This window comes from Pseudohongiella spirulinae (assembly GCF_001444425.1).
Classification (GTDB): Bacteria; Pseudomonadota; Gammaproteobacteria; order Pseudomonadales; family Pseudohongiellaceae; genus Pseudohongiella; species Pseudohongiella spirulinae.
This window is the reverse complement of sequence record NZ_CP013189.1, coordinates 2,832,684-2,848,771: the sequence shown is the minus strand read 5'-3', so window position 1 is coordinate 2,848,771 and position 16,088 is coordinate 2,832,684. Positions and strand designations below refer to the sequence as shown.

Genomic DNA, 16,088 nt, shown 5'->3' with positions numbered 1-16,088 from the left:
TTCATCTATCAACCGAGTGAGGTTGCCATGAGCATTGTCAGGTCGTTTGTTTGGCTGACTTTTACAGTTTTTTCACTGCAGGCCGCGGCGCAGTCATCTGAGACTGTCAGTCGGGCTGCAGACTTCACCTTGATCGATCATCAGGGCAAGGCCTTTAATCTTCATTACCATGCACAACGTCCGGCGATTGTGCTGATTGGTCATGCTGAAGGTTCGAGTGATGCATTGCAGGCGGCGAAAGCGCTGGAGGCTCGCAACTGGCAGGGACGTGGGCTGGTTGCAGCGCTGGTCAATCCCGACAGCCAGTCATCGCGGCAGAGCAGTGCTGAGCTTGCCCGGCAGCATGATGTGGCATTACCAGTGCTCATGGATACAGCCGGTCTGATCGCCAATACCTATCAGTTAAGCCATGTCGGCGAAACCCTGGTGATTGACCCACGGCGCTGGCAGATTGTCTACCGCGGTCCTGCGATCGACGCAGGCAGCATTCATCCGCAATTGCAGGCCACTGTTGAAGCATTGCTGGCTGAGCAGGATGTGACGCCGGCCACTGTTCCAATGCTGGCAGCCGATCCACTGCCGGATGTGACGCATAGCAGCACAATTGCTTCGTACAGCGAAACCATTGCCCCATTACTGGTTGAGAAATGTGCTGACTGTCATCGCCCTGGCGGTATTGGACCGTGGGCCATGACCAGTCACGCCATGATTCAGGGATTCTCGCCCATGATCCGGGAGACCATCCTGACCCGTCGTATGCCACCCTGGCATGCTGACCCTGAAATCGGCGAGTTTGAGCATGATCTCAGCCTGAGCACCGCTGAGCAGCGGCAGGTGGTTGCCTGGATTGATGCTGGCGCACCGCGTGGAGATGGACCCGATCCCCTGGCTGAGGTCGCCGCGGTCGATACGGAGTGGGAAATGGGCGAACCGGACCTGATCGTAACCCTGCCCGCCTTTGATGTGCCCGCCACTGGTGTTCTGGACTATCAGTTCTTTGAGGTCAAAAATCCCCTGGATCGGGACGTATGGGTAAAAGCTGTGCAGATTGCGCCGGGTGATCGCCAGGTGCTGCACCACGCCATCGCGACCTTTGGTGCGAGTTCAAGTTTCGAGGGTCAGGTTGACAGCGGTGAGTCATTGCTGCAACCGCAACTCATGACTTTTGTGCCCGGCAACGAAACCTATATATACCCGGAGAACACCGGGGTGTATGTGCCGGCTGATAGTTCATTCTATACGCAGATGCACTACACCACCTATGGGCGCGAAACACGTGATGAGACGCGGATCGGTCTGTATTTTGCTGATGAAGCGCCTGAGCACGTGTTGCAGCACTACTCAATTCTTAACCTGGGGCTCGAGATACCGCCAGGAGTGGCGGAGCACGAAGAGGCTGCCTATTATCAGCTCCAGCGGGATGCGGTTATCTATGCGCTTTTTCCGCATGCCCACTATCGAGGACGTGCATCTGAATTTGCCATACGCTATCCGGATGGCAATGAGGAGATAGTGCTGTCAGTCCCGGATTATGATTTTAACTGGCAGCGATATTTCCAGTTTAAGGATCCCATTGAAGTACCGGCAGGCTCTATGGTTATTCATCGCACCACTTACGATAACTCCACGGCCAATCTCAGCAATCCGGATTCAAGTATTGCGGTCAATTTCGGCGAGCAGACCTGGGAGGAGATGTTGTACGGCGGAATATCCTTCCGCTACGCGGAGCCTGGGGAGAACGATTTCGAGATCAATGTCGAGGACTATCTGACCGCTGTTGTGATGGGTTATATGGATAAAGAGATGAAAGGTCAGATCGCGCTGAGCGATATGCCGGAATCTTCGCGGCAGTCGCTGGCTTTGCCGTTTACCATTCTTGACCGCGACAAGTCAGGCGGCCTGGATTTTGACGAGTTCAGGCAATTGATGATCCAGACAAATATGACCAATGAACGTTCTATTATGGATTAGGTTCAGAAGGCAGTGGTAAAAAGCCCGGTCGCTGTTGAGGCGACCGGGCTTTTTTGTGGTCAGGTATTTTTGAGATTCTGTCTTAGACCGAGTTGCGGCCCTGTTCAACCGGGGTGGGCAAAAAGCGATAATGCTTGAGTGGCAGTTCACGCACCCGTTGGCCAGTCAGTGCGTAAATCGCATTACCGACAGCGGCGGCAACCGGTGGTGTTGCCGGTTCACCCAGGCCGCCTACCGGCGCATCCGGTGACTCCAGGATCACAACATCTATCTCGGGTGATTCGGCAGGCCGGAGCATCTCGTAGTCATGGAAATTACTTTCTTTGACGCGACCCTGTTCAATGCTGATCTGGCCGTAAAGCGCGGCTGTTAATCCGTAGATGATGCCGCTTTCAATCTGCGCCGCAGCACCATCCGGATTAATTGCCCGACCACAATCAATTGCACACACTACCCGGTTTACCCGGACAGCGCCGTCTTCTTTCAGGCTGACTTCTGCCACCTGGGCCACAATGCTGCCAAAGCTTTCCTGAAGGGCAATACCTCTGGCTCGTCCTTCAGCCGGGGGCGTTGTCCATCCGGCACGCTCGGCCGCTTCTCGCAGCACTCGGGCATGTCGCGGTTTGTCAGCCAGCAAGTCCAAACGGAACTGTAACGGATCCTTGCCCTGGCGCCAGGCCAGTTCGTCGGTGAATGATTCCAGGAAGAAACCGTGCTGGGAATGTGCCACACTGCGCCAGGCCCCGAACGGGATATGTGTGGGACTTTCTACAAAATCAATCTGCTGATTAGCTATTCCGTAGGGAATATGGGCGGCTTCGGCTGGTTCATTTTTACCTATGTAAGCGTTTTCCCAGGCGATGATATTACCCTGCGCATCGAAACCAGCGCGGAAGCGGCTGCTGACCGCCGGCCGGTAGTAATCCTGCCGGGTGTCTTCTTCGCGACTCCACAAGGTTTGTACCGGAACATCAAATTGCCGCGCGATCAGGGTAGCCTGAACAATTGTGTTGGTTGAAGTGGGCAGTCGACGGCCGAATCCGCCACCCAGATAATGCGGGTGGACGGTAACCTGATTTTCATTCAGCCCCGCCGCGCTGGCGACCTGGCCCCGAATACCCAGATTGTCCTGGGTGCCAGTCCAGACATCACAAACGCCATCATGGAAATGCACGGTACAGTTCATTGGCTCCAGCGCCGCGTGTGCCAGATAGGGAACCCGGTAGCTTGCGGTTACCACTTCGTCGGCTGAGGCCAATGCAGCCGTTGCGTCACCGGCAGCGACATCATTGTTGCGCTCCCCTGACTCCAGCGCCTGGTCAAAATCCGCGAAAATGTCAGCGCTGCTGCGCTGATCATGCTCTGTTGTTGAAAACTGCGGTTGCAGCAATTTAAGGGCTTCGCTGGCGCGCCAATAGTTGTCCGCCACGACCGCTACAGCATCTTCTAGCTCAATGACCTCCTTGACGCCCCGACGCTGCATGACTGCATCGATATTGCCAGTGTTCTGCAACTTGCTGCCAAACACGGGTGCGGTCATCACTGCAGCAAAAAGCATATTGTCCGGGCGGGCATCGATGCCGAATTTTGCGCTGCCATCCACCTTGGCAGGAATGTCTACGCGAGCTATGGGTTTGCCCATCAGCGTGAACTGACCAGGATTTTTCAGCAGTGGCGAGCGTGGTGGATCAAATTGTGCTGCTGCGCTGGCCAGCTCACCATAAGTGGCGCTGCGGCCACTGGCTTGATGGCTCACCAGGCTGTTGGCAGCCGTTATCTCACCGGCGTCAACGTTCCACTGCTGAGCTGCCGCGCTGACCAGCATCTGGCGCGCCGCCGCGCCAGCCGCGCGCATGCCCATTTCGCCGGTAAAGCGCACTGAGCTGCTGCCTCCGGTAATCTGCAGGTTCATGATCTCGGCGGCCTTCAGGGTCAGCGCATCCATGCCGCGATCCAGAAACGCGGGCACTGTAAAACCCAGGGAGGCAGCAAAACCTTTTACCAGCACGCCGTTGGCAAACAGGTCTGTTGCCGGTGCCTGCTCGACACGGACCTTATTCCAGTCTGCATCCAGTTCGTCAGCCGCCATCATTGCCAATGAGGTGTGCACACCCTGACCCATTTCTGAGTGCGGAACAATCACAGTAACCTGATTGTCGGGGTCAATGCGCAACCAGGTGGTCAAAAATGTCTGCCCCTCTTCGGCCAGATCCCGATTGGCCAGGCTTTGTCGACTGGGGCGGGTCGCCGCATAGCCGATCAGCAGGCCGCCGCCTGCGAGCGCCGTACCCAGCAGAAAACGTCGTCTGGAGATACTCATGCTGTTTCCTCCTGCAGGGCCGATTGCTGTCTTTGTGCGATCAGTTCCTGCACGGCCTTGCTGACCCGTGGATACGTGCCGCAGCGACAGACATTGCTGAGGCTCTCGGCGATGGCGGTCTCATCGGCCTGTGGGTTGCTTTCCAGCAGGGCGCTGACAGCCATGATCATGCCGGACTGGCAGTAACCGCACTGTGGAACCTGGTGGTTGATCCAGGCTTGCTGAACATCGGTCAGCGATGCTGCATTGTGAGCCAGACCTTCAATGGTGGTGATATTCATATTGCGGGCAGCGCTGACCGGAGTCATGCAGCTTCGCACGGCCTGGCCATTAATGTGCACGGTGCATGCACCGCAGGCGGCGATACCGCAGCCGAATTTGGTGCCGGTCAGACCCAGTTCATTGCGCAGCGCCCAGAGCAGCGGCATCTCTGGCTCAATGTCCAGTTGGTGCTGCTGCCCATTTACAGTAATTTCTATCATGGCAGGCCTCAAATTTTTTGTATGACTAGACTTCGAGCTTAATGCAGAACCGGGTCAGCATCAATTTAAACGCGATGAAAGAACCACGTAAAAAGGCCTGTTGCCGACGAATTATGAAAAGATTCAGCAATCCATCACAAAAATCGGGGCATCAGCCGATTTAGTCGTTGACCTGCGTCGTTTTCGGGATCAAAGTAAGCGCGCAAATTTTGCATTGCTGTTTGGCAAAAATTTCAACGGGAAATATTTGAAGGGGATTTCAAAATGATTAAAAGAACTGGATCGCTGGTCGCAGGCATGCTGGTAGCACTGCTGTTGAGTGCATGTGCAGGGACATCGGCACCACACCCGGCAGTGGGAAATTGGGTGATCACCATTGATACTCCAATTGGTGCCATGAATGCCAACCTGGTTATTAATGAAGATCTCAGCGGCGAAATGCGATCTCAGGATCTGGGTTCATCACCGCTGCACTCTGTTCAGCTGGCTGATGAGCGCGTCGCCTTTGCAGCTGATATCGATGCCCAGGGCACAGCTATGACACTGGCGTTTTCCGGCACAGTGGAAGGCGACAGCATGAGTGGCAGCTTTAATACTGACTTCGGTGCTATTCCGGTCACTGGTCGTCGCGCTGAGTAACAGGCCAGTCTGCTGTTTGATGTGACTCCGGCCCGGCAACCGTTCTACGGGCTGCCGGGTTGCTTGTCCTGCCCGCCTTTTGTCGCCGGGTTCTCCCGTTTTTCAGTGCAGCATCAGATAATGCTCAATTCGCCGCTTGATTCCCGAGAGCAATGCTGCCTGTCGTATAATCCTTTCACTTCCTGAACGTCCCTGATACTCTTTTCTGTTGATGTGAGCCGCGTACAAGTGGCCTGAAAAAGAACAAATTCTGCAGGAGATTATCATGTTGCAACAACATCTTTCGGATTTGGGTAGTCTGGGCAGGCGCTGTATGGTTCTGCTGGTGATCAGTGCCGCCTTGCTTCAGATACCTGCAACTCAGGCTCAGAATGCCCAGCCAGAGTTGCCACGACAGATGGCGTGGACGGCTTACAACCTCGGTACCACTGGATATAACCAGTCGGTTGCCATTGGTGCCATGTTGCGTGATGAATACAATATTACCCTGCGTGTCATCCCCGGCCAGAATGACGTCTCCCGGCTGTTGCCACTCAAAAATGGTCGGGTAGAGTTTTCAGCGAACGGAGTGGCCACCTATTTTGCCCAGGAGGGGGTTTATCAGTTCGGCGATCAACAGTGGGGACCGCAGGCTTTGCGGATGCTGATCACATCGAATGGTTTGAGCAATCAGGCGGTTGCGGTCGCCGCCGATGTGGGCGTCAGCAGTTTCGCGGAGCTGAGGGGGCGTCGAGTACCCTTTGTACGGGCTGCGCCTGCACTCAATATATCCATGGAAGCTTACCTGGCCTGTGGTGGCCTGGGCTGGGACGATGTGGTCAGAGTCGACTTTCCCGGTTATGACGCTATGTGGGAAGGGCTGATAAATGGCGACGTTGATGTGGCATTTGGCACGACTGTGTCAGGCCCGACCCGCCGTCTGGAGGCCTCGCCGCGCGGTATTGCCTGGCTGCCCGCTCCACACGATGATGAAGCCTGCTGGGCGAACTTGCTTTCAGTAGCTCCGTATTTCACCCGTCACATGGCAACGCGTGGACCGGGCATCAGCGACGAAAATCCTCAGGAGGCCGGTACTTACCCCTATCCCATGCTAATCACACAGGATAGTCAGGATGAGAACACAGTGTACTGGATGACACGCGTCATTCACGAAAACTATGATGCCTACAAAGATGCTGACCCTGGTGCCATAGGCTGGGCGCTGGACCGCCAGGTGTTTGACTGGGTGGTTCCGTATCATGAAGGTGCCGTGCGGTACTGGCGCGAAATCGGTGCCTGGACCGATGCTCTGGACGCTCATAACAATGAGCTGATACGACGTCAGTCAGTGCTGGCCGCTGCCTGGCAGGAGGCGACATCCGAGCGAATCCGGGATCGCGATGAGTTTCAGCGCAACTGGCAGCAGGTGCGTAGCAGGCATCTGCGCGAAGCCGGCTTTAATCCTGTGTGGGAGACCTGGGACTGATGAGTCGTTCCTCAACTGCGATACCCGGCGCGGTTCGTTGGCTGCTGGCCTTCAGTGCGGTGGCCAGCGTGTTTCTGGCCATGGACTCTCTGCGGTTGTTTTCCGAACAGCCGCTTATGGACTTTGTGATCACAGTACAGAACCATTACTACTACGCATTAATGGCCTTGTTGCTACCGATGTGTTTTCTGGTTTACCCGCCAACGGCAAAATCTGAGCGTTATTGGTATGACATCATACTTAGCCTGGCAGCGCTTGGCGCCTGTGGTTTTTTCTTTTTTAATGCTGAGACCATGCTGGATTTTGGCTGGGAATTTTCGGCTCCGACCTATGCCGTGTTTATCAGTTACCTTTTGTGGGCGCTGACGCTGGAAGCGGTCAGGCGCTGCGGCGGCACCACCCTGTTTGTTCTGGTACTGGTTTTCTCACTGTACCCGATTGTCGCCGATCGCATGCCGGGACCAATTTCCGGCATGGCGTCATCAGCGGCAGAAACTGCGTCATATCATGTAATGAGCATCGAGAGCATTCTCGGTTTGCCGTTCAGGGCCTTTGCGCAACTGGTAATCGGGTTTCTGGTGTTCGGTATTGCCTTGCAGCATACCGGTGGCGGGCGATTCTTTATCAATCTGGCGTTTGCGCTGTTTGGTCATGTGCGTGGCGGTTCCGCCAAAGTGGCTATCGCCTCCAGTGGCTTGATGGGATCCATGAGTGGCAGTGTGATTACCAATGTGCTGACCACCGGGCAAATGACGATTCCAGCCATGAAAAAGAATGGCATGTCACCGGCTTATGCCGGCGGTGTTGAGGCCTGTGCCTCAACGGGTGGCGTGCTGCTGCCGCCCATCATGGGCTCAACGGCGTTTGTGATGGCCACTTTTCTGAACGTGCCCTATACCTCGGTCGCGCTGGCGGCGGCCATACCCGCATTACTGTACTTTTTTGGACTGTTTGTGCAGGTGGATGCTTACGCAGCACGCACCGGGCTGCAGGGAACACCCAAGTCGGAATTGCCGGATCTTAAGGAGACCTTCCGGGATGGCTGGTTCTACATCGCCTCCTTCGCTGTGCTGATTTTCCTGTTGATATTCATGCAACGTGAAGCGGTGGCGCCGTTTTATGCCACTGGTCTGCTACTGATTCTTAATCAATTGTCTGGCAAGCATCGTTGGGATCTGACGGCGGCCGCCACATTTTTGGTGGCATCCGGAAAATTACTGGTGGAATTATTGGCCATCATGGCTGGTGTTGGACTGATTGTCGGTGCGTTGTCAGTGACCGGCTTGTCAGGAACACTGGTAAATGATTTGCTATATCTGGCTGGCGACTCAGTTTTGATGTTGCTGCTCATGGGTGCCCTGACCAGCTTTATTCTGGGTATTGGCATGACGGTAACGGCCGCCTATATTTTTCTGGCGATCGTGTTGGCACCGGCGCTGGTGCAGGGCGGTCTTAGCCCGATGAGTGTGCACCTGTTTATCCTGTATTGGGGCATGCTGTCCTTCATAACGCCACCGGTAGCCCTGGGCGCGTTTGCGGCGGCCAGCATCGCCGGTGCCTCCTCACTGGCCACTGGTTTCAAGGCTATGCGATTGGGCAGTGTCATCTATTTCATTCCCTTCTTTTTTGTGCTGGACCCGGCGCTCATTCTAGAAGGCAGTCCCGGGCAGATTGCCATGGCCACGCTCACCGCTGGAGTTGGGGTTTTGTTGATTGCCGGCTCACTACAGGACTATCTGCCAGGGTTTGGCTTTCTGGATAACGGCGGAGTCGCGGGTTCAGTCGGTCGTTTACTGACTGGCACCGGCGGGGGGTTGATTGCCTTGCCCGGGCTGGAGACATTGGGTTTTAATGTCAGCAATACAGTATTATTGATCTCAGGGCTTGTACTGGCAGCGGTAGGCGTTGTCCTGTCGCGTCGCCGAATTGTCCCGGAGGAAGGGTATGCGAATCATTGAGCTGTTTGATTGCAAGGCATGGGTGCCCCGATGGTTGCTGCTGATTATCAGCCTGTTGGCAGGTCCGACTGCTGCGCAGTTTGCTCCGGATCCCTTCCCGGTGGAGCCCGATGAGGCAGGCGAGTTCGCCTTTGTCAGAGTTCAGTATGATTCTTATTATCAGGGTGGATTTGGTTATGGTCCCTGGTCGGTCGATTTCCCGGATGCTGATCGAAACTTCTTGCGTGGTGTCTCACGCCTGAGCAATGTGCGTGTTCAGCCAGAGCCAATTGTCCTGCGTCTGGACGACGAGCAGATCTTTGAGTACCCCTTTCTGTATATGCTGGAAGCCGGCCGGAATGGCGGCCCGTTTTTTAATCCGACGGAACTGGAAAACCTTCGAGAATACCTGCTGCGGGGCGGTTTTCTGCTGATTGATGATTTTTGGGGTAGCCGGGAGTGGCAGGCTTTTGAGAATTCGTTCAGAGCCGTCTTTCCGGAGCGTGAAATTGTGCGATTGCCACCGGATCATGAGATTTTCAGAGTGTACTACGACGTGGATGGCGCGCAAATGATTCCGGCGCTGGGAAATCCCGACAACATCCCGGAACGCGATGCGGTTGCTGCCGAAACATTCGGAATTCTTGATGACAGCGGCCGAATCATGGTGCTGATCAACTGGAACTCTGATATGGGGGATGGCTGGGAGCATACCTATCACCCAAACTACCCTACTCGATATGCGAATCTTGCCTACCAGATGGGGCTGAATTTCCTGATTTATTCCATGACGCACTAAGTCTTGCAGCTTCAGTTGTCTGAGCTGCTTTGCAGTTCGGCGCAGTAATCATCAGTTCGGACAGCCGGTGTAAACCAGATAAAATCATAGGCTTTTCGGCCGCCCGTCTCAGGTACATAGTCGCCTGCCTGCTCCAGACCGGGAATCACCTCCAGGAAGGCCAGGTTGACGACGCTGCCGCTATTGGGGGGCAGATAATTGCTTACTCCCAGATCATGGCGTACATGAAAGTTACCGGCCAGCAGCGCGGCGGCCTTCTGCTCGGGGGCATTCTGTAAGGAAATGGCCAAGGCGCGGTCACGCGCCTGCTGCACGCGAACCATGGCCGGGAACTGTGATTCCGGCAGCATCCCGCAATGGCTCAGATCAATTTCCCGCGTCAAGGCCGCGAGTTGCTCAGAATCAAGCTCCTGAATTGATGTGTCGGACTGTGTATAAATATTGCGGACCTGCTGTCGATCAATATTACCTGCCCGCAACTCCAAGCCTGATTGTATGGCCAGCAACAGGGGGCTGCGATAGAACTCCCAGGTCCATGCCTCGTCCCAGGACAGAGCCTCAATTACCTGCTGCTCACCATGAATAGCGTTGCTGTCTTGCAGCCCGGTCAGTGCCGTTTGCTGGGAGTTATCCATCATCTCAAAGCTGAGTAATGAGATATGGCCATCGTGAATTAACGATTCCAGCAGTGACAGTCGCAGTCGGTGATGGTCGGGGTTGTCGTGTTTTTCGCCCAGCAAAACCAGTTGGTTCTGACTCAGACTGCCAAGCAGCATGGTCGGAGTAATAAACGTCTCTGTAGTCGTTTCGAAGATCAGGCCGGACAAGGGATGGTCGGTAAAGTGTTTACTTTGCCAGGCTTGTTGCGATTCACTTTGTCCATGGCAGGCAGTTGCGCTCAGTAGCAGACAAAAAATTGAGGTGACAACGCTTCGGCGCATGCTGCTTTCCTGTTGGCGGGTCAGCGGACTTTCTTGGGGTAGTCCAGCTCGGCCAGGCGAGACATGCCGAACTCGAGTCGGGACCAGCTATCTACCGGAATCTCCAGCTCTGCTACACAGCAGGTCGGCATGTTGTCCAGTCGGGTGTTTTCACAAAGGTCGTTTAAAAAATCGGTCAAGGCCGGATTGTGACCAACCAGCATGATGCAATCTATATTGTCATCCTGATGACGTACCAGATTCAGGAGATGTCCGCTACTGGCCAGATAGATCTGCCGTTCGTGGTGGATCAGCTCATTGGGAATGGCCAGAATGTTAGCAAACACCTCTGCCGTCGATACGGTCCTGAGCGCCGGGCTGCAGAGAATTCGCTGCGGATGAGTGCCGCGCTGGTTCATGCGCTCTGCCATCATCGGCGCGTCATGACGTCCACGCTCATTCAGTGGGCGGTCTATATCGCGCTGCGCCTGATCGTTCCAGCTTGACTTGGCATGTCGTACCAGAATCAATGTCTTCATGCGAGTGATCTCCCGTCACTACCAGTTCCGGCATTGTAGCGCTTCTTGCAGATATTGAACACTCTGCGCGCCTAAAGGCAAAGCGCTGGACAATAGCGGGTGAATTGCTCAGAATCACGCTTTTGGCAGCATGCTGTCATGATCTACAAGCTGCACCTGTTTGAGTTGCAGACCTTTATTTTTTTGCGAGGACTTTTGCATGGCTTTTCAACTCCGGCACGCTCTGTGTGCGAGCTCAATCGTTTGCGCCCTGGCTGCCACGCAGACGCAGGCTCAGAGCTGGGATCTGGCGTCCGAGATAGAGCTCGGCGCAGTAATGACCACGGGTAATACGGAAGACGAGAATATCCGCTTCCGGACACGCTTTGATGCGGTCAGAGAAGCCTGGTCATATCGGCTGACGCTGGACGGGTTCAGATCGTCAAAAAATGATCAGCTCGCCGCTCAGCGACTCTATACGGTGGGCAGTTCAACCTACAATTTTGATCCGGATAATTTTGTGATGGGCCGGGTTGCTCACGAAGATGATCGCTTCAGTGGTTATGACAGCCAGACAGATATTTCAGTGAGTTATGGTCAGGTCCTGCTCAGAGATCGTGAGAATATGTCATTGAGCTACACTGTGGGTGGTGGTATGCGATCTTCCCGTGGAGCTGAAAACGGTGCGGATGATTTTGATGAAGCCATACTGCGTCTGTCTACTGACTATAGTTGGGATATCTCCGACAACGCCCGTTTTCTTCAGACCTTGTCAGTTGATGCGGGTGAGCGCTCCAGCATTGCCCGTTCAGAGTCGGCCATTGAGTCCGACATCATGTCCAATATGTCGATGAAATTTTCAATCAAGGTGAAGCATCAGACAGAGGTGCCGGTGACGCGCGAAAAGACAGACACAGAAGCGGCCGTAACTCTGTTATTACGGTTCTGATATTTATGAGATATGTGGCACCTTTGTCAGTCGAAGAGGCGGCGAATGTTCTGGGCTCAAGTGCGGGACGGGCCCGGCTCATGGCGGGTGGTACTGATCTGCTGCCCCGTTTTTCATCAGGATCCGGGTATCCCGATGTGCTGGTTGACATCAAGCGCATTCCCGAGTTGATGCAGATAGGCACGCATGCTGATGGCAGTGCGACAATTGGTGCGGCAGTTTGCGGGGCTGATATTTATGAGCATGCCGAGCTGCGTCGCTATTGGCCGGGTGTCACCGAAGCGACGGATCTGATTGGGTCAGTACAGATTCAGAGCCGGGCCAGTCTGGGGGGGAACTTGTGCAATGCTTCACCGGCTGCGGACTCAGTGCCGGCGCTGATTGCTGCGCGGGCACAATGTCTGCTGGTCGGTTCGACCGGCATGCGGCAATTACCGGTTGAACAGATCATCGTGTCGCCAGGCAAGACCTGCCTGCGTGCTGATGAAATCATGCTGTCTATTACGCTGCCATCGCGTCCTCCGCGCAGCGCAGATGCATATTTGCGCTTGACGCCGCGGGCTGAAATGGACATCGCGGTGGTGGGTGCTGGCGCTAATCTGGTATTGGACGAAGAGGGAGCTGTCGTCCAATGTCATGTTGCATTGGGCGCGGTTGCGCCGGTACCGGTGTTAGCCAGCGAAGCGGCTGCATTGCTGCTGGGATCCAGGCTGGAAGATGATGTGATCAAACGCTTTTCCCACAGGATCAAGGCTGCATGTCACCCGATTGACGATAAGCGTGGGACGGCTGATTATAGAACGGATATGGCGGCCGTGTTGGCCGTGCGGGCAGTCAGAACAGCCAGGCAACGGGCTTTGTCGGGGGAGAGATGACAACGCAGGTGAACACGACAATCAATGGCAACCCAGTACAGTTTCATTGCGAGCCGTCGGATACCATGCTCAAGGTGTTGCGTGATAATCTGCATTTGACCGGAACAAAGGAGGGCTGTGGGTCTGGCGATTGTGGAGCATGCAGCATCATATTTGATGGTAGGCTGGTGTGTTCCTGTCTGTTGCTGGCAGTGGAGGCGCAGGATAAATCGCTGGAAACTGTTGAGGGCATGGCGAGTGCCGCTGCGTTACATCCGCTGCAACAATCTTTTCTTCAGCATGGCGCCCTGCAATGCGGAATTTGTACACCGGGTCTGTTGATTGCAGCAGAAGCTTTGTTACGTAAAAATCCTCGCCCGACTGAGACCGAAGTGCGCTTTTGGATATCCGGGAACCTCTGTCGATGCACAGGATATGACAAAATTGTCCGGGCTATTCTGGATACCTCCAGGCAAATGTCGCAGTCGGGCTTGCCTGACAAAACAGGTCTGCAGCCATGAGTGATGTATCGGCTCAAGCCTGGCGTGTATTGGGTTCGCGACCAATCAGGCCGGATGGTGCTGATAAAGTAACGGGCGTAGCCCTGTATGGTGCCGACAAAGACTTGCCGGACAGTCTGACGGGCAAAGTCTTGCGCAGCCCCTACGCTCACGCACGCATTCTGCATCTTGATGTTTCGGCGGCGCTGGCCATCGAGGGTGTAGAGGCAGTTATAACGGCAGCCGATATGCCGGAGCTGCCCGATGATCAGTCTGAAGATTCGCCGCCTCCCAACTTCAGAGATCTGTCGGCCAATCTGCTGGCGCGCGGCAAGGTGCTTTATGAAGGTCATGCGGTGGCCGCTGTTGCCGCAATTGATGAAGAGACCGCTGCCCGGGCTCTGCAGGCCATTGATGTTGAATACGCTGTTCTGCCGCACGTCATTGATGTGCAAAAAGCAATGGAGCCGGATGCGCCTCTTTTGCACGAGCGTCTCTATACCAAAGGTATTGAACCTGCGCCAAAAGCTCCGTCCAATATTGCCAGTCGCTATGTGCAGTGTGTGGGAGATGTTGAAGTGGCGTTTGCCCAGGCAGATATTATTGTCAGTGAAGAATTTACTACGGCGCCTGTGCATCAGGGGTATATCGAACCGCATGCCTGCCTGGCGCGGGTCAATGCCGATCAAAAGGTCGATATCTGGTGCTCCAGTCAGGGGCAATTTATGGTGCGGGATTATTGTGCCCGATTGTTGGCGATGGATTCTTCTGCAATCCGCGTGCACCCTCTGGAAATTGGTGGCGGATTCGGCGGTAAAACTACTATCTATCTGGAGCCATTGGCGGTACTGCTGGCACAACGCAGCGGGCGGCCAGTCAAAATGCAGATGAGCCGTGCCGAGGTGTTCAAGGCAACCGGTCCAGCCCCGGGTACTTATATCAGTTTGCGCCTGGGTGCCCGAGAGGATGGCTGTCTGGTGGCTGCGCAGGGTGTTCTTTGTTACCAGGCTGGTGCTTTTCCGGGATCGCCGGTGCGTACAGCCTGCATGGCTGCGTTCGCGCCTTACGACATTCCGAGTGTGAAGCTGATTGGCTATGATGTGGTGGTCAATCGGCCCAAGAGCGCGGCCTACAGGGCGCCCGGTGCCCCTATGGCGTCTTTTGCCGCAGAAAGCCTGCTGGATATGCTGGCCAGAAAACTGGACATGGATCCTCTGGAGCTGCGCCTGAAAAATGCAGTTGCCGATGGCAGTATGACTTCATACGGCGTCATATTGAAGAATGCCGCCTACCGGCAGGTCCTGCAAGCGGCCCGTCGTCATCCCCACTGGACGGCGCCGTTGGCGGAAAATCAGGGGCGAGGCATCGCGTCCGGGTTCTGGTTTAATATTGGTGGCCAGTCCAGTGCATCTATCACACTTAACGACGATGGTACCGTCAATGTGCTGACAGCAAATCCCGATATTGGTGGTTCGCGAGCTTCCATGGCCATGATGGCCGCCGAAACACTGGGTATAGATCTGCAGCAAGTCGTGCCGCAGATTGTTGATACAGATTCTATCGCTCATTCGGATCTGACCGGTGGCAGCCGGGTCACTTTTGCCGTGGGTACTGCCGTTACTGAAGCCTGTCATGCGATGATAGCGGAGCTGCGTGAGCGCGGGGCTAACATCTGGGGTCTGGATATTGATGCTGTGCGATGGTCGGATGGCCAGTTACACGCTTCGATTGACGGTAATGATGTCTCCCTGTCGCTGGTTCAGATCGCTGCCCTGGCCCGCCAGGCCGGAAAGTCGGTGGCCGGGCATGCTTCGTTAAACGTAAAAGGTGCGGCACCGGCTTTCGGTACGCATATCTGTGATGTTGAGGTTGATCCGCAGACGGGCCAGGTCCGGGTGCTGCGTTATACAGCAGTACAGGATGTGGGCACGGCTATACATCCTGATTTCGTTGAAGGGCAGATTCAGGGAGGCATTACACAGGGCATTGGCTGGGCCCTGAATGAAGCCTATTTGTATGATGACAATGGTTGTCTGCTGAATCCGGGTTTTCTGGATTATCGCATGCCGGTTGCGGCTGACTTGCCAATGATCGAAACCGTGCTGGTCGAGGAACCAAATTCGCGCCATCCTTATGGTGTGAAGGGAGTGGGCGAAGTGCCAATCGTTCCGCCACTGGGCGCTGTTGCAAATGCTATTGCCAGTGCCACAGGTGTGCGACTGACAGATTTGCCAATGAATCCGCCGACTGTTTACAAGGCACTGAAACGTGCAGCTATGTTGAGGCGACGCTGATGCACTATCCCAAACGCAAATTGTTCCTTGACCTTGTGCGGGCTGTTTTCCGGCTGAATGGCCTGCTGTTGGCCGATGGTGACCGAATGGCTGAGCGTGTTGGTCTGACCAGTGCGCGTTGGAAGGTGATTGGCATAGTCGCCTTATCCAGAAACGGAGTGACTGTGCCGGCTATTGCCAGAGCACTGGGGCAGTCACGCCAGGCGGTGCAGCGCATCACTGATGTGATGTCTTCCGACGATCTTATCGAATATGCAGAGAATCCCCGACATAAACGTTCCTCTCTGGTAAAGCTGACGGAGCATGGGCAGGAAGTCTACATTTCTTTGCGGGCGGTTCAGGATCCATGGGCAATCGGTCTGACCGATGATGTACCGGCCGCCGAACTGGAAACGGCATTGCGACTGATGCAGCGCCTCATTAACCGGATGGAATAATTG

The 16,088-nt window shown here is 55.1% G+C and carries 14 protein-coding genes; 10 read left to right on the top strand and 4 right to left on the bottom strand.

Annotation, left to right across the window (positions count from 1 at the left end; translation table 11 throughout):
• Window positions 1–27 precede the first annotated feature (27 nt).
• Complete coding sequence (locus PS2015_RS13145) at window positions 28–1,971, top strand: redoxin domain-containing protein (protein WP_058022659.1); 1,944 nt, start codon at window positions 28–30, stop codon at window positions 1,969–1,971.
• Window positions 1,972–2,053: 82 nt separating this feature from the next.
• Here PS2015_RS13145 and PS2015_RS13140 read toward each other — a convergent pair whose 3' ends face one another.
• Window positions 2,054–4,291 (bottom strand): xanthine dehydrogenase family protein molybdopterin-binding subunit, encoded by a 2,238-nt coding sequence (locus tag PS2015_RS13140; RefSeq protein WP_058022658.1) that lies wholly within the window; start codon window positions 4,289–4,291, stop codon window positions 2,054–2,056.
• Window positions 4,288–4,773: a (2Fe-2S)-binding protein gene (locus PS2015_RS13135; RefSeq protein ID WP_058022657.1), complete on the bottom strand. Its 486-nt coding sequence runs from the start codon at window positions 4,771–4,773 to the stop codon at window positions 4,288–4,290. The genes PS2015_RS13140 and PS2015_RS13135 overlap by 4 nt, the downstream gene beginning before the upstream one ends.
• Before the next feature lie 264 nt (window positions 4,774–5,037).
• On the opposite strand from PS2015_RS13135, the gene PS2015_RS13130 reads away from it, so the two are divergent.
• The 4 genes from PS2015_RS13130 (at window position 5,038) to PS2015_RS13115 (ending at window position 9,613) form a co-directional block, all read left to right on the top strand.
• On the top strand, window positions 5,038–5,412 hold the full coding sequence (locus PS2015_RS13130) for a hypothetical protein (protein WP_058022656.1): 375 nt from the start codon (window positions 5,038–5,040) through the stop codon (window positions 5,410–5,412).
• Window positions 5,413–5,677: 265 nt separating this feature from the next.
• Window positions 5,678–6,877 carry a TAXI family TRAP transporter solute-binding subunit gene (locus PS2015_RS13125; RefSeq protein ID WP_237113329.1) on the top strand — a complete coding sequence of 400 codons (1,200 nt, stop codon included), beginning with the start codon at window positions 5,678–5,680 and terminating at the stop codon, window positions 6,875–6,877.
• Entirely contained in the window at window positions 6,877–8,835 is a 1,959-nt protein-coding gene (locus PS2015_RS13120; protein ID WP_058023365.1) for a TRAP transporter permease, read from the top strand. The genes PS2015_RS13125 and PS2015_RS13120 overlap by 1 nt, the downstream gene beginning before the upstream one ends.
• Window positions 8,822–9,613 carry a DUF4159 domain-containing protein gene (locus PS2015_RS13115; RefSeq protein WP_058022655.1) on the top strand — a complete coding sequence of 264 codons (792 nt, stop codon included), beginning with the start codon at window positions 8,822–8,824 and terminating at the stop codon, window positions 9,611–9,613. Before PS2015_RS13120 ends, PS2015_RS13115 begins: the two co-directional genes overlap by 14 nt.
• An 11-nt stretch (window positions 9,614–9,624) precedes the next feature.
• On the opposite strand, the gene PS2015_RS13110 is transcribed toward PS2015_RS13115, so the two are convergent.
• Together PS2015_RS13110 and PS2015_RS13105 are read right to left on the bottom strand one after the other, a co-directional pair.
• Window positions 9,625–10,554 carry a ChaN family lipoprotein gene (locus tag PS2015_RS13110; protein WP_058022654.1) on the bottom strand — a complete coding sequence of 310 codons (930 nt, stop codon included), beginning with the start codon at window positions 10,552–10,554 and terminating at the stop codon, window positions 9,625–9,627.
• 20 nt (window positions 10,555–10,574) lie between these two features.
• Complete coding sequence (locus PS2015_RS13105) at window positions 10,575–11,072, bottom strand: SixA phosphatase family protein (RefSeq protein ID WP_058022653.1); 498 nt, start codon at window positions 11,070–11,072, stop codon at window positions 10,575–10,577.
• Between the two features lie 199 nt (window positions 11,073–11,271).
• On the opposite strand from PS2015_RS13105, the gene PS2015_RS13100 reads away from it, so the two are divergent.
• From PS2015_RS13100 to PS2015_RS15650, 5 genes are read left to right on the top strand one after another with little or no spacing between them, the layout of a single operon-like run.
• On the top strand, window positions 11,272–12,000 hold the full coding sequence (locus PS2015_RS13100; protein ID WP_058022652.1) for a DUF481 domain-containing protein: 729 nt from the start codon (window positions 11,272–11,274) through the stop codon (window positions 11,998–12,000).
• A 5-nt stretch (window positions 12,001–12,005) separates the two neighbouring features.
• Window positions 12,006–12,875, top strand: coding sequence for an FAD binding domain-containing protein (locus PS2015_RS13095; protein WP_058022651.1), 870 nt, complete (start codon window positions 12,006–12,008; stop codon window positions 12,873–12,875).
• Window positions 12,872–13,375 (top strand): (2Fe-2S)-binding protein, encoded by a 504-nt coding sequence (locus PS2015_RS16040; RefSeq protein ID WP_058022650.1) that lies wholly within the window; start codon window positions 12,872–12,874, stop codon window positions 13,373–13,375. The genes PS2015_RS13095 and PS2015_RS16040 overlap by 4 nt, the downstream gene beginning before the upstream one ends.
• The gene (locus PS2015_RS13085; RefSeq protein WP_058022649.1) at window positions 13,372–15,648 is read left to right on the top strand and encodes a xanthine dehydrogenase family protein molybdopterin-binding subunit; all 2,277 of its coding nucleotides are present in this window, start codon (window positions 13,372–13,374) and stop codon (window positions 15,646–15,648) included. Before PS2015_RS16040 ends, PS2015_RS13085 begins: the two co-directional genes overlap by 4 nt.
• The gene (locus PS2015_RS15650; protein ID WP_058022648.1) at window positions 15,648–16,085 is read left to right on the top strand and encodes a MarR family winged helix-turn-helix transcriptional regulator; all 438 of its coding nucleotides are present in this window, start codon (window positions 15,648–15,650) and stop codon (window positions 16,083–16,085) included. Before PS2015_RS13085 ends, PS2015_RS15650 begins: the two co-directional genes overlap by 1 nt.
• Window positions 16,086–16,088: the final 3 nt, after the last annotated feature.

Coding starts and splice junctions, on each gene's coding strand:
- PS2015_RS13145 (WP_058022659.1), top strand. CDS start 28: ATGAGCATTGTCAGGTCGTTTGTTTGGCTGACTTTTACAGTTTTTTCA.
- PS2015_RS13140 (WP_058022658.1), bottom strand. CDS start 4,291: ATGAGTATCTCCAGACGACGTTTTCTGCTGGGTACGGCGCTCGCAGGC.
- PS2015_RS13135 (WP_058022657.1), bottom strand. CDS start 4,773: ATGATAGAAATTACTGTAAATGGGCAGCAGCACCAACTGGACATTGAG.
- PS2015_RS13130 (WP_058022656.1), top strand. CDS start 5,038: ATGATTAAAAGAACTGGATCGCTGGTCGCAGGCATGCTGGTAGCACTG.
- PS2015_RS13125 (WP_237113329.1), top strand. CDS start 5,678: ATGTTGCAACAACATCTTTCGGATTTGGGTAGTCTGGGCAGGCGCTGT.
- PS2015_RS13120 (WP_058023365.1), top strand. CDS start 6,877: ATGAGTCGTTCCTCAACTGCGATACCCGGCGCGGTTCGTTGGCTGCTG.
- PS2015_RS13115 (WP_058022655.1), top strand. CDS start 8,822: ATGCGAATCATTGAGCTGTTTGATTGCAAGGCATGGGTGCCCCGATGG.
- PS2015_RS13110 (WP_058022654.1), bottom strand. CDS start 10,554: ATGCGCCGAAGCGTTGTCACCTCAATTTTTTGTCTGCTACTGAGCGCA.
- PS2015_RS13105 (WP_058022653.1), bottom strand. CDS start 11,072: ATGAAGACATTGATTCTGGTACGACATGCCAAGTCAAGCTGGAACGAT.
- PS2015_RS13100 (WP_058022652.1), top strand. CDS start 11,272: ATGGCTTTTCAACTCCGGCACGCTCTGTGTGCGAGCTCAATCGTTTGC.
- PS2015_RS13095 (WP_058022651.1), top strand. CDS start 12,006: ATGAGATATGTGGCACCTTTGTCAGTCGAAGAGGCGGCGAATGTTCTG.
- PS2015_RS16040 (WP_058022650.1), top strand. CDS start 12,872: ATGACAACGCAGGTGAACACGACAATCAATGGCAACCCAGTACAGTTT.
- PS2015_RS13085 (WP_058022649.1), top strand. CDS start 13,372: ATGAGTGATGTATCGGCTCAAGCCTGGCGTGTATTGGGTTCGCGACCA.
- PS2015_RS15650 (WP_058022648.1), top strand. CDS start 15,648: ATGCACTATCCCAAACGCAAATTGTTCCTTGACCTTGTGCGGGCTGTT.